The organism is Psychrobacter sp. AOP7-B1-25 (assembly GCF_052376195.1).
Classification (GTDB): domain Bacteria; phylum Pseudomonadota; class Gammaproteobacteria; order Pseudomonadales; family Moraxellaceae; genus Psychrobacter.
This window is the reverse complement of sequence record NZ_JBQSVK010000001.1, coordinates 59,645-74,327: the sequence shown is the minus strand read 5'-3', so window position 1 is coordinate 74,327 and position 14,683 is coordinate 59,645. Positions and strand designations below refer to the sequence as shown.

Annotated in this window: 7 protein-coding genes; 2 read left to right on the top strand and 5 right to left on the bottom strand. The window is 36.7% G+C overall.

Annotation, left to right across the window (positions count from 1 at the left end; translation table 11 throughout):
* Positions 1 to 24 precede the first annotated feature (24 nt).
* From avs4 to ACT3QR_RS00270, 5 genes are all read right to left on the bottom strand, one after another.
* Positions 25 to 4,728, bottom strand: coding sequence for an AVAST type 4 anti-phage nuclease Avs4 (gene avs4, locus ACT3QR_RS00290; RefSeq protein ID WP_444519416.1), 4,704 nt, complete (start codon positions 4,726 to 4,728; stop codon positions 25 to 27).
* 331 nt (positions 4,729 to 5,059) lie between these two features.
* On the bottom strand, positions 5,060 to 6,691 hold the full coding sequence (locus tag ACT3QR_RS00285; RefSeq protein ID WP_444519415.1) for an SAVED domain-containing protein: 1,632 nt from the start codon (positions 6,689 to 6,691) through the stop codon (positions 5,060 to 5,062).
* A 3-nt stretch (positions 6,692 to 6,694) separates the two neighbouring features.
* On the bottom strand, positions 6,695 to 7,216 hold the full coding sequence (locus ACT3QR_RS00280; protein ID WP_201559899.1) for a Mov34/MPN/PAD-1 family protein: 522 nt from the start codon (positions 7,214 to 7,216) through the stop codon (positions 6,695 to 6,697).
* The gene (locus ACT3QR_RS00275) at positions 7,201 to 8,892 is read right to left on the bottom strand and encodes a ThiF family adenylyltransferase (protein ID WP_444519414.1); all 1,692 of its coding nucleotides are present in this window, start codon (positions 8,890 to 8,892) and stop codon (positions 7,201 to 7,203) included. Before ACT3QR_RS00275 ends, ACT3QR_RS00280 begins: the two co-directional genes overlap by 16 nt.
* Before the next feature lie 8 nt (positions 8,893 to 8,900).
* On the bottom strand, positions 8,901 to 9,926 hold the full coding sequence (locus tag ACT3QR_RS00270) for a cyclic GMP-AMP synthase DncV-like nucleotidyltransferase (protein WP_444519413.1): 1,026 nt from the start codon (positions 9,924 to 9,926) through the stop codon (positions 8,901 to 8,903).
* A gap of 302 nt (positions 9,927 to 10,228) precedes the next feature.
* Here ACT3QR_RS00270 and ACT3QR_RS00265 point away from each other — a divergent pair, with 302 nt between their 5' ends.
* Positions 10,229 to 11,767 (top strand): site-specific DNA-methyltransferase, encoded by a 1,539-nt coding sequence (locus tag ACT3QR_RS00265; protein WP_201559902.1) that lies wholly within the window; start codon positions 10,229 to 10,231, stop codon positions 11,765 to 11,767.
* Between the two features lie 3 nt (positions 11,768 to 11,770).
* Positions 11,771 to 14,452, top strand: a complete 2,682-nt coding sequence (locus ACT3QR_RS00260; protein ID WP_444519412.1) for a DEAD/DEAH box helicase — start codon at positions 11,771 to 11,773, stop codon at positions 14,450 to 14,452.
* The last annotated feature ends 231 nt before the right edge of the window (positions 14,453 to 14,683 follow it).

Below are 14,683 nucleotides of genomic sequence, written 5' to 3'. Positions count from 1 at the left end.
AGAGTGAATGGCTATCACAACACCTCATAGAACACTCTCTCTCAATAAATAACCATGAACTGAACCTCGCTCAACCATAAAGTCTAAAATGTTGATTATTTTAGTTTTTAATCTGACATCCTGCTTAATTCTTTGACGATTCAAAAATAGGTATTGACGTAAATAATTCTCTAAATTAAACAAAGTATCAGATTCAACGTCTCCAAGTTTTAAATCATAATTATTTGAAGTGATACTACTAATCCAATCAATACCTTGATCTTGGAAGTTGCTAGCTACTGAATTTAGTACTCTTGCAATTGAATATAGTACCGAAGGGTGATAGCCTAAATCTTTAGATATACTACTATATAACCATAAGTTATTTTCTTTTAAGCTACGCCATTCTTTTGTATTCTGCTTCCAACTTCCCCAAGCAAGTAGATAGTTAATAATTAAATTGTCGTAATCACGATTGTAGCTAGTTTGAGGATAAAGTTTAATTATCTCAGGATAAAATACTCGCCAAATGTGCCAAAAACTTGCTGGCTGATAAAAAATATCTTCTGCTCGAACAAACCACTCAATTAGCTGTTCCGTTTCTTCGCTCTTTTTCAAATAACTTAAAAATGGCTGTAATAGACTATCTATAATATCTTTATTCTTTTGATGAACAATAATAGTACTTATTTTTTCAAGGATATTTAGTCTGATTTTATATAAATTATGGATATTATTAATATCTCGCCTGTTTTTAAGTAGTAACTCCACAATAGTAGGTAAGGTGGAAGCTAAAATATTTAAGTGATTTTGACTAGTCGTATCGTTTGGGAGTAATAAATAAACTGTCTCTAGATCAGCGATACCAAAAAGACTTAACTGACTTGCATCAATAACAATTTTATCTAGTGGCTCATCTAATACTTTTTTTGCTTCGCATAATTCTAAGAATTTTTTAAGTATCTCTTGCTTCTTATCCAATTCCAAACTGTATTGTTCATTATTACTTTCTAGAACCTTTAAGGCTTCGTCGTATATTGGTTTTAATCTAATGAAGCCATTAAATATATTTGAAGCAATTTCAGGATTTTTCTCCCAGACGTTTTTTTGATGAACCGCTTCAATTGCATGTTCACAGACTGTTTTGTATGTTCCTAACCAGTGTTTATCAAACATTATCATTATTAAAATTAAGATTAGATCATCACTATCTCCAGCATACTCATCAATCAAATAGGGTAAAACCTGTATACAAGCTTCCATACCATCGCCAACTTGATAGCCATAATTATCCAAGAACAGTCTCTTAATACCAGCTTCAATGACTTTTTTACATAAATCTTTGTCGGACTTTGGAAGGAGATGGCTATATTCAATAATTAGCTTTGAACAACTATGAAAAGCAATATTGCGATTGAGCTGTATAAAAGTTGCATCTGATGTGCTTTCAAGCTCTTTTAATAAACTTTTAGTATCATTTAAAGCCAGTAAAGCATTACCCTTGTACTTTTTACTACTCTCATACTCTTCATCGTTGCTAGAATTTGACCACAAGTCCAATGAAGTATATTTAAACCTTTCGTTATATTCTACTTGTGCTGTTTCACTAATCCTTTTTTGTTTTTCTGTCAATTTTGGTGTAAAAGCAACTTTGGTTTGTTCTTCCTCTTCGATTACCTCAGGTACTAAATTACGTCTATCCATTCTTGCTAACAATATACCTGTAGTTTCATCTCCATCACTCAACTCAGATTTATGTTGATCGATAATCTTAAGAATATTTTCAATAAAGTCTGAGTTTTGACCTTCTGAAAAGCTTTTTACGCCATAAAATTGATAGTGCAGACATAAGTGCTCTAAATTCGAATTTCTATGCTTGTCTTCACAAGTTTTGAGACGCTCATCTCTATAAAGAATATTCTTTAAATCTAAGTTAAAACCATATCCCGTACTAGAAATTGACTTCACTCGATACTCTGTTCTACATCGCATAGTGTCAGTGTGAAATAAGTCAATAGTTTTGAAAAGCATAAGTGCTATATCATTAAAAGTATTAAAATGTGCTAATACAATGCTAGCTACAATGGCCGTTATAGATGTCGAATCTGCTGTATTTAAAATACGCAGTAATAGTACCCTAACAATATAATCATCAATGTTTTCATCATTTGAAATTTGTATTAGGAATTTCTCTAATGCCATATGTATAGATTGAAGTAAATAAGGTGTTACAGGGCTACCGTGACCTCTATACATCGTCCATAATGCGAAACTATGATATTGTGAGATTTCTTTATCTTGAGTGTATATTTTAACTTTGGCAACATCTTCTCTACCTAATTCTGATTGAGCATAATTTGCTACGGCATAGTTCGTAAAACGAATGATAAAATCGATTGCATTTGAGTAGTCTTTTGTATTTAGTAACCAATAGATAGGTGTTTGGTGAGCACTTGCGGGGTAATATTTAAAATCATGACTATCTTTAATACCATATCTCGTTTCCATATCAGGGTTATATTTCAACGAACGGTAGAAATCATCATCTTTCTTTACGATCCAGAATATTTCACATAGTTCAATGACTGATTTTGGTAATAGCTGTATTAACGGAATAGCTAAATAGCATTTAGTTAGAATCGTTACACAGAAGTCTTGATACGGATTATTATGCTCAACCCAAACATGCTCAATGACTTTATCAAAGATTTCCTTTATTTCGTCTTCTATTTCACGGCATGACGCAAAAACAACTTTATAAATATTATTATCTTCGTTTCGAGAGTATATATGTTCTCCTTGTTCTGTCTTCTTTAGAATACTAACTGCAAGTAAACCAGTAAGTCTTGTAGTTTCTCCTCTAGGGTTACTTTGACACCAATCCAATAAGATCGGTAGAACTCTATTTCTATTACTTTCAAAAAAATTAAGCTGATGCTTATAGATAAAATCAATAGTTGCTTGCCAACCTTTACCTTTGGGTCTAGTATTCTGTAGCAAAGATACAACGTCTTTACAGGCAACCTGTAATAAAAATATAATACGTTTTAAAATAAAAAAATTATTTGCTATCAACTCATTTTCGTATAGTTTAAAAAACTCGAACGAGTACTCTGACAGTAACACTGAAACCAATAGTTCATCTTTCCAAAACTGGCTTATGTCACTGACAAAGACATTATTAATGAACCTTTTAATATCAGTATCTTCTTCTATTAATTTCTGAGATAGCCAAAGTCTAAAAGCCCTTCTGATTGCTAGTGAATTACCTAGCTCTCTAAAAAAATCCTCAATATTTACGTAGTTTTGGTAATTCTTGATTATAATATGGTTTAAAGCCCACTCTTCGAATATATCATGAGTTATGAAATATCCGTCATATTGCTCATCATAGCCTAAGATGTCATCTACTCTTAGCTGGTATAATGCATCCTGAGGAAGGCTATCACCAGTAATATAGAAACGATTAGTGTCAGCGCGCTGCTTTGCAATTTTTTCTAAACATCGACTTCTCTTAATATGAATATTGTTCTTTTTGACAAGGCTATTTTGAATTTTCTTTTTCCAAAGTAAGTCTATAAAACTAGTAAAATTACTGATAGCTTCTTCACTTTGATAGTAGGCAATATACTCATTAAGATAAAATAAATTTCTTAGTCTATCCTTAAAACTATCATTATTAGGTAAAACAATTTCAAATTCATCAGATATTTCAATTAGCTCTTTACCTGACAACAACTCAACCTCTAAAACCTCACACTGTAGCTGGTAGCTTTCATTTATGTGAAAACGTAAGTCATCTAAATAAGAGGCACGCGTAGTAAAGATTATCGTCCAACCGTGTGCTGTGAGACTATTAACTAGATCATGTAACACGTTTTGATTGCTTAAGTCGGCTAACTTTTCTGCAGAATCAATTATAAATAATTTAGTAATTTCATTTTCGTAGGTACTTAAGAAGTCAGCAGTTGAAAAGTTATGTTCAAAACGGAATAAATCACTAACATGATTAACGTTTAACTCTGTGGCTTTGAATATACATATAGGTATATCAAGGGAATATTGCTGATAAAACTCTTTAAGAATAGCTGTTTTACCACTACCACCCTCACCAGATAAGATAATGTGCTTATTCCCACGCGTAAGCTCTTCAATTTCTGAAATATAATTTTGGCGCTCAATTTTTATCTGCTGCTGATTTACGCTGATTTTGGTACGAATAGCGTTTAAGATACTAGTGTTATGAGCAAAAACACTGTCGCGCAACTTATCTAAAGTTGGATTTAAGCTAAAAAACAGGTCTTGAATATACTTATGCTTTGGTAAAACTAGTTGAAGTTCAAAATGACTAGGTACACGCCATTCAAGTGAGACGCCAAGCTTTTTACAAGCTTCATTTATTTCGACTTCATAGCTAGCTTTCTTTCTGTCTTTTAGAGAGCTTTCAGATAGCTCCTGATTGATATAAAAATAAATAACGTCTACTTCAGAGTTCTTACTTTTGGCTTTTATAATAGCCTCAATAATTTCTTTTTTTCTATCACTAATAGATACTTCGTAGTATTTAGCTGAGAAACCATAAACTACGCCATCTTTCTCAAGCGGCTCAGTTTCAATTCCTGTTTGGTTTTTATATCTGAATAATCCAACATTATTGTTAAACTCTGAGCAAAATAATAAATAAGCCATCTGCTCGAACGCCCATTGTTCCTTATTTTCATTTTTGATGGCAAATTTATTCCAGTTCATTGTAATCCTTGTAGTTTTGCTCTTTGGATGAATTATTTGTAACTTCAGTTTTTAAAATTAAATAGGGTCTGTTGAACATTCAAATGTGGTGCTGGCAGTCATTATTTTTTAGACAATATGCAGTGAAATTTTTGATGCCTAGTCATTCTAGGTTAAACAATTTCGCCATATATTGGCAAAAAAGAGTATTTCCCTGAAAGGCTGATGCTAAAATCACCCCAAACGTTGTTGCAAGCCTAGCTAAGGTCTCGACATTATCGTCGGTTTGCGCCTAGTTTGGTGCAATTTTAGCAATCAGCAGCCCTAATATTTGAATGTTCAACAGACCCTATTATTCACAGTCGACTTTCACACATTCAATGACTGTAGTATTCCCATCGTTGTATATTCTGAGCTTAGGCTCCATTACTTTGTCTCCATAATCGTAGGCTATAAACTCAGGTTGATGTCTATCTATAGCTTGACCAATATATACACAAGCAGCATTTGAGGCACAAACTAATAGATGTACTTTTTTGATACCATGCATTTGATTCAATTTAGTAAAAATCTCCTTAAGTCTATTAGCTAGTTTCTCACCCTCAAGTGGATGCGCTATTGCGCCATTACCGTATCCGTAACTCTGAGGAGGATATATATTTATTACTGGAAGCTTGTCTTGGGCTTGCTGATTAAGATGGTCAATTGTTGAATCAATCATTTCAGCATCTGCAGTTAGTTTGACGCTAACAATAACCTCTGATTGCTCTGGGTCAATCTCTGGCTCATCAATAATAAACGCATCTTCCCTAGGATCTACTCCAGGCCACATCCAACTACTAGCATCTCTGTAACGCAGCATTGGCATTAATTTGGATTTATTACCAAACTTCGCGCCAAAACCTATTAAAGCAAAAGTTGGACCTAAAACGAATACTGCAGCACCAGACCCTTCAGTCCGATCATGAATTCTATTAACACATTTCTCGATATTCTTTGAAGCATTCTCTTCAAAACTATTATCAAGATCCATTGACTCACTTGCACCAGAGTTCACACTAATAATATGATCTGATGCTCTATGTTCAAATACACTTAGGGACTTTGATATTGCCACTGAATTAGGTTTTTCTACATGCTGACTGTTTACACCCCAAGGAATAAAGAAAATATCAACTGGCGTATAATTTAGAGCATCAAGTAACTTGTTGCACAAATAAACATGCTCTTCACGCATTTTAGTTAATAATGGCGCTGGATAATATGAGCTTGCAACCCTATCTACCAAGCGATGATGTACATCACATAACAATAAAACGTTACTGGGTTCATTAGACAATAGAGTTGATAGATATAGTGTTCCTCTTGGGCCTTTAGTAGAGGATGCAGTGATATGAGCTAAATAGCCGTAGTTACCTTCATAACCTGTCAGTTCGTCTACATCTAAACGTTGACCACATCCTCTGAACATACATCTACCATGGCTATCATCCATGACTTTACGTATTGTATTAACTGTAAAATCTTTACCTCTACCACCATCATTAGTTTTCAAAATTAGATCATTTACAAAATCTTTTAACGACTCATTCGTTACAGAATATGAGCTTTGAAGACAACCAGACCATAAAGACATAACTTCATTTTTCTGATTTATATTTTTATTTTCAAAAACTTCAACTTCAGAAAGTCTATAATCCACCGTTATTTCAAAATTTTTACTTAAGTATTGAATGAATAAGTGATTGTCATTATCTGTAAGAGAAAACGTAAAAACATCAAGTAGCTCACCATCATTGAACAGCAATGTCAGTAAGTTATGGAAGCTTGCGTCTGAAAGAAAGCCAACAGAATCCCATTGCAATCCTGTCTCTTTAAGATGATCAAGATATTGTTTGGCTGAGTCAAGATCAGTAAATATAGTCTTGTTTAGGGTTTGATCATGCGGGATCTGAGTTACTACAGATAGATTATTTGTAGTCATTATTTAATCGTCCAATTCAGTAGAAAAAGGTAAATAGCCTAAAAATATTTTAGAGTTTTGAGAGTATGCAATCCAAAAGCCAATATGACTAGTACCAACGATGACGTACAAAATACGTTCCGATAAATATTTAGAACTAGTGAATTGACTCGCTAAATCATTTAAGTCCGTACTAGATGGATTGGGTTTTGGCTCAGGGTGTGTATGCCATAAACCTAGCAGACCACCAAAACCTTTGGTATCTTTCCAATATTTTTTCAGAGCTTTATCGTGAGATTTGGAACGAAAGAAAGTGGTACGAGTACGTCTATCTCTGAACATTGGCGTAGTTAAGTCGTCTACTACTATTGTATGACTGTCTGGATAATAGCTACCTAATAATATACCGCCAGCTTCCTTGGATTTGGCTTGTGACTGTCTAAAATCGAACCATGTGGATATGACAGACTCGGCTATTGCGCCATCGTATGCTTTATCATTTTCTTTTTCTTTCCATATAATGCGCTTATTTAGGTACTGCAACATGAGCAACCTGCCACTTTAATAGTATTTAAAGACTGTAAGTAGTAGCCACCATTTTGTAGAGCCAATGCGTGATGTTTGGTGGCCTTCAAGTTATAGTTGGTCGGTAACTTATTGGTAGCGCACCATGACTGTAATCCTACTTTATTCTCGATTACATATTCAGCCATTATTACTGCTGTTTTCATAGCATGAACTGAACCGTATGCAGTGAACGCTCCAGCACATCCAGTGATATTTCTTGATAAAACTATGCCTGAAGGATTACTAAACAAACTGGTATTTATATAATTTGAAGGATTGCCATCGTGATCATAGTAAAGACATTTTAAACAGCCATCCTCATTGCTTTTGAATCCTAGAATATGACCACCCAACCCGTAAGCCTCTAGCCAACCAGATATAACTTGGACATTCGCCTCGTAAGTATATAAGCGGCGGCACACCTCTAGTTCTGTGGGAGGGTGACCAGTAGCTAACACTATGGAATGAATTTCAGATAGCTGTTCATCATTCTGGCTATTAAGCCAGTTTAAGATATTAGTTTTGTAGACTACTACTTCTAATTCAGGTATGTTTTGTTGGAGACGATTTTTAAGGGCACTAACCTTTGACTGGTTGACATCTTGTATTCCAAGGTAATGCCGCATAATATTGTCGGTTTTCATATCATCATAATCAACCAGTATTAATTTATCGACATCTGACTCAGCCAGTATCTCTGCAACTCTTGACCCAACTGAACCGCATCCGGCTATCACAACAGTTTTCTTACTTGAAAATTGAGACTCCATGCCAGTACGATTAAGTAAATACTCGCGCCAACCGCGCTGCAAGGTTTGAATCTTAAAATTGCGATATTTATTCGAAGCCATATCCTGATAATAGGAGATGACCAAGTAAGTACGCATTTTAGGCGTAGGTATCTCTAAGAGAACGATTTTAAACTTACTTTTCTTATTTAAGCTGTCTAACTGTTGGGTACTGAAGTTTAAGGTTTGTTGTTCCCACCAGTGTTCATCAAAGGATGTGAAAAGATTAGGAATAACAAAATTCTCGATACGAGGCAGGATTATTTTAGTTACTTTTATAGCAGTGTAAGGGTTGGAGCTAGGTGGATGTTGACTAGCTCCGTCAACTAAGTATTTGATATGATGACACTGAGGTGTATTACGTTGTTTCGTAAGATTAATACACCATGCATATAAGCTGTCAGACTGATTTGGATTATGCGTCGCAATAACAATAGGGTCATCCGATACGACTGTTTGATTGTAACCATCGATCTCTTCGTATAAAGCCTTTCTGTTTCCAGCACTGTAAGATTCAAGGGCATTCGTCAGAATGCTTATAGCCGTATCTACAGCATATTTGAAGAGGCCAAATAAGTCAGCGCTATCAAACATCTCACCTTGATGATCTGTGACACATATCAAGCCGTTATTACCCACATGATCTAACGCTGGCAAGTTGCACTGAGCAACTGACACTGTAGGCAATGATAGCCAACGCTTTTGATCAATATATTTGACTGATAAAGGTACTGTCTGACCTTGAATATTTAAATCAAAGCCGATGGCTATAAAACCATCCTTTTTATCATAGCTCTCAATGCTTTTACCACCAAGAGATTGAATATAATTTTTGAAGCTTTGCTGTATGCCATCGCTGATTTTCATAACATTACCTATGCTGATGAGCCAGTACTGACATATGGCGCTTCATTACTCTTTTTAGCTTTATCGATTTTGTCCACTACTGGAAAGTCATCACCAAAAATTTTTCTTAATGTCTTACTGGCTTCATGCGCGTCTGGCTCATTGACGGCTGATTGTAAATTATCTCTTAGTGTCTCAAAACGCTCCTTAGTAATAGCCATATCCTCATCGTTGACAGATTTTAGCAAGTCACCACCTGGTGTTATAGGCAGATTAATGCTGAGACGACCAAAGTAATCAAAATTACTAAGGATAGTTTTAATTAAATCCAGTAGAACCTCTCCATCATTCTGGGTATCTACATCTGGTTCTAACCAATGATACGCTGCCATAGTCAGTCCAATGCTATGGATACCAACATATTTATGGTTGCGCCACCTTTTTAAGTAGCGTACACATCTACGAAACTGTCTACGTTGATCAGAACCGTTATCCTCATAGGTATCATTACCTTTATATAAGCCATTGATTATTGAGTTGATACCTTCAGGATCCGCTGCCTGCCAAATTCGCTTATCTTCAGTTAACCCTTTTCTACCTTTAGCTAGATAGTATGTATCATCGTATTCGTTGTTAGATTTGGCATATATTGGTAAATCAACATGATAATCAGCTATCCCATTTTTTTTATATGTTACTGTAATACAAGATCGACTTACCACTACATCACGATTTGTATGTTGGATACATTCTGCTATTAACTCTTTTAGATCTACAGTATCTTCATAATCTTCAATATAACAGTCAAGAAGTACACCAACATCGATATCATAATCACCAGCTCTGACAGGTTTAATACCCGTATTTAAAGCGTAGCTTCCTTGGTTGAAGCTTCTTTCATACTGAGGATAACCATCGTCTTTTCTTTCTGCCAATTTACTCTTAAGCTTATCGATGATTAGGTCGCGTTTTTTACGTAAAAAGTCGTTCTCTTCGTAAGTGCCTAATTTAATAGCATTATGAAATTTTAAGAACTGTTTTTGTAAATCTGCCATATACGTTACCTCTCAATAATTGTTAAGTTTTAATAGTTATAGAATATATCAAGTCTCTACCAACATTGATAGGTACAGAACATTTGCATACGACAAGTAATGTCGCATCCATCCAAGTCAACGCTGAAAAATATCCAACAATAGCTTAAAGTAGCTCTACCAAAGCAAAAGCTTAAGATATCGTATTACAGGTCGATATCTGGTGAGAGCAAGCGGGTTATATGATAAATTACCACTCAGAATATTAAGCACTAAACATGCCAGCCATTTATGGCTGAAAATAAAGAAGGAAGTGAGGCGATATGCCTATATTGAACTGGTTGAATAAAGAGCAAGCGTTGACCACAGCGCGTGACTGTCCGTATCGTCTATTAGAGTTGGTACCGGAATTATCGTATGGCGAGTCAGATACTGACAATATGCTTATTCAAGGCGATAACCTCGATGCATTGAAGGCGCTCATTCCTACGCATTCAGGGAAGGTAAAGTGCATCTTTATTGACCCGCCTTATAACACCAAAAGTGCTTTTGAACACTATGATGATAATCTAGAGCACAGCAAATGGCTGTCGATGATGTATCCACGCTTGGAGCTTTTGCAGCAACTATTATCTGAAGATGGTTCAATCTGGATTACGCTTGATGATAACGAAGCCCATTATTTCAAAGTTATTTGTGACGAGATTTTTGGAAGAGCAAACTTTATAGGAAATATAATATGGCAAAAAAGAACCTCGCCAGCTAATGACGCTATATATTTCAGTAAAGATCATGACAATATTATTGTATATGCAAAAAACAAAACTATATGGCGCCCTTATAGGTTGCCATTGAATGAAGCTCAAGCTAAAAATTATAAAAATCCAGATAATGATGAGCGTGGATTATGGAATTCAGCAGCTTACACTTGTGCGAAGAGTTCAACAGAGCGACCTAATCTTTACTATCCTATTATCCAGCCGAATACAGGCGAGGAGATTTGGCCAAAAAAAACTCGAGTTTGGGCTTATGGACAAGAAACTCACGAAAAACATTGCGAAAATAATATGATTTACTGGGGTAAAGACGGACTATCAAAGTCACCTCGAATTAAAAAGTTTATTGAAGACGCAAAACCAGTTGTACCTAGATCTATCTGGATGAATTCAGAGGTAGGTCATAATCAAGAAGCCAGAAAAGAAGCGCTTAATTTATTTTCAGATACACCATTTTCCACACCTAAACCTGAAAGTTTGATGCAGCGTATCCTTCAAGTAGCTACACAGCCAAAAGACCTTATCCTAGACTCGTTTCTTGGTTCTGGTACTACAGTTGCAGTAGCTCATAAAATGAACCGCCGTTATATCGGTATTGAACTTGATGAAAATGCAGTCACTCATTGCCAGCCAAGGCTAAAAAAAGTAGTCGATGGTGAGCAAGGTGGTATTTCAGAAGACGTCAACTGGACAGGAGGTAGTGGCTTCAAATTCTATCGCTTAGGTGAAGTCATTTTTAGCGAAAATGGCTCTTTAAGAGAAGGTATCAGCTTTGATTCGCTTGCTTCGCATATTTGGTATGGCGATACCCGACAAGCACTACAACAGTCAGCTAAATCACCACTACTTGGCGTGCACAATGGCGTCGCTTACTACCTACTTTATAACGGTATTTTAGGTGATAAACGTCCTAACGGTGGCAACGTACTCACATCAAAAGTGCTAACAATACTGCCACCTCATCCTGAAGACCCAAAGAATGGTAAAAAAGTCATCTATGGTGAGACGAGCCGAATGGGAGACGCCCGTCTCAAAAGTGAAAATATTATATTTAAGCAAATACCATACGATGTGAAAGGAAGATAAGCGATGTTTGAACTAAAGAGCTATCAGCAAGGCGCACTTGACACACTTACGAGTTTTTTTCAGCGTTGCCGTATGGATGGCGATATTGACACAGCATTTCAGCAGACACTACAGGATAATAATTTTGTAGAAACCCCTTACCGTGCTTACTCTTTTGATGATACACCTTATGTCTGTATTCGTATTCCGACAGGAGGCGGCAAGACTGTGCTGGGCGCTTATGCGGTATCTACAGCTGCGACTCATTATCTATCGCAAGATTTCCCGATTGTATTATGGCTAGTACCTACTACTACCATTCAGCAGCAAACCGTCTCGGCTCTCAAGAGCAATCCAGACTATACTGATCATTTAAACCGCGCTTTTGCCAATCAAGTCAGTGTTTACGATATCGCTGATGTCAATCAAATCCGTGCCCAGGATATTGGCAATAAAACAATTATAGTAGTCTCTACTATTGCTAATTTACGAGTAGCTAAGACGTCTGATCGTAAGGTATATCAGTATCATGAAGACTTTGAACCGCATTTCGCCAAACTGAGTCGTCAGCATCCTTTTTATGACAAGCTTGAGACCGTCAGTGAAGATGATGTTTCTGAAAACGGTTTGACCGTCAATGATATAGGTAAGATAAAGTACTCTTTTGCCAACCTATTAGCACTTTATAACCCTCTAGTTATTGTCGATGAAGCCCACAACGCTAGGACGTCATTGACCTTTGATACCCTAAAACGTGTGCATCCTGCGGCTATTATTGAGTTTACTGCAACCCCTAACACCTCAACGACCAATGGTAGTAATATCTTATATCATGTCTCAGCGGCACAACTGAAAGCTGAAGAAATGATCAAACTACCTATCATTTTGACCGAGCATATTAATGGCTGGGAAGAAGCGGTACGTGATGCGGTATTAACCCGCGATAGATTAGCGCTTAAAGCACAACAAGATATCGACTATATACGTCCTATCGTCCTACTACAGGCGGAGAATAAGAACGGCAAGGTAACGGTTGAAATACTCAAAAAGTGTCTGATTGAAGATCATAATATTACTGAGGATAAAATCGCGGTAGCTACAGGGACGCAGCGAGAGCTAGATGGTATCGATCTTTTTGACCCTAACTGTCCTATCGAGTACATCATTACCATAGAAGCTTTGAAAGAAGGCTGGGATTGCTCATTTGCCTACGTATTCTGTTCAGTTAAACAGGTGTCTTCTAGTAAAGATGCTGAGCAGTTATTGGGGCGTGTATTGCGCATGCCTTATGCAAAACGCCGCGTGATAGAAGATCTAAATAGAGCTTATGCACATTTGGCAACCACAAGTTTGGCACAAGCGGCAAAGGAGTTAACAGATAAACTTATCTCAATGGGTTTTGAAGAGTTAGAAGTTGCCACGTTCCTTCGGCAACAAGATGCCAATCAAGGTGATTTATTTGGTCAGGTAGATAAAGATGACGTTATAAACTCGAAGCCTAAGTTGACGCCACCTTCTTTGATGGTTGAGGTGCAGGATACGATAGATACTACCGAGTTATCAGAAGAAGAACGCAGTAGCATTAAGATCTCTGAGGTAGGTGGTCGCCAAGTAGTTACGGTTACGGGTAAAGTCTCAGAGCCTCTGAAAAAAGCCATTACTAAAGTGGCCGTTGAAAATAAAAAAGAGATTGAGACTTCATTTGATAGGCATAACCTTAGCGTACATGCCGCTTTGTCACCGGCAGAGAACGGAGTGAAATTTGCCCCGCTACCAAGATTGTGTGTCATGGTTCAGGGTGAGCTTGAACTGGTTGAGAAAGAAGTATTCTTGGATGTATCAGGTTGGAATCTATTAGATTATCCAGCTAAGCTCGACTATCAGCCCACTGAAGAGACGACAAGCTTTCTAGTCGATGTAGAAGGCAAGAAAGTTAAATACAACCTTGCTCATGAGTCACAAACTTTAAATTTAAACATGGCTAATACCGAGGTAACCCAAGATGAGCTTATAGGCTGGCTAGACCATGAATGCCGTCAAAGTGATGTAACCCAGCGAGAAATGACGAGTTTCTTAACTAAGGTTATCAATCAATTATTGCAAATACCCGCGCTGACACTCACTACTCTCATACGTAATAAGTATCCACTTGCTCGTTCTATACAGGAGCTGGTATCTGCATATAGACAGCAAGCAATGACTAAAGGATATCAGCAAACCTTATTCTCAAGCGATGCTGACGTGCTTACGACTTACGATTTTAGTTACGAGTTTAAAGCAGATAATTATCCAACGCGACCACCTTACTATTCAGGTAGTTATGCGTTTGACAAACATTATTATCCGCAAATTGAAGACATGAAATCTTCAGGTGAAGAGTTTGATTGCGCTCAGACTATTGATCTACTACCTCAAGTTAAGCATTGGGTAAGAAATCTAGTCAGACGTGGGGAAGCTTCGTTTAGCTTGCCACTGGCACATACCAACTTTTATCCTGATTTTATCGTTGAATTGCAAGACGGTCGCATATTGGTTGTAGAGTATAAAGGCAAGCCTTACGAAACTAATGACGATTCAGCAGAGAAACGTATGGTAGGCGAACTTTGGGCAAGTCATAGCCTGGGTCAGTGCTTATTTTTAATGGCAGTTAAAAAAGATGATAAAGGTCAAGACGTGCGGCAGCAGATACTTAACGTTATTGGGTAAAATAGCTAACCTATGTATAGTTTGCTAACGGACCTAGGTAAGCTACCTAATCCTGAAGATCTGGCTAGCGATAATATTGAGGCTGGGCTAGCAAGCTTTCGTGCTGTGTTGGATGAGCTTGAGTGTTGAGTAGATTAACCTTTATGACTCACGTAAATATAAAAAAGACGCCTATATATTCTATAGACGTCTTTTTTATTCGCTTGAATATATTTGGCTTACATACAGAAT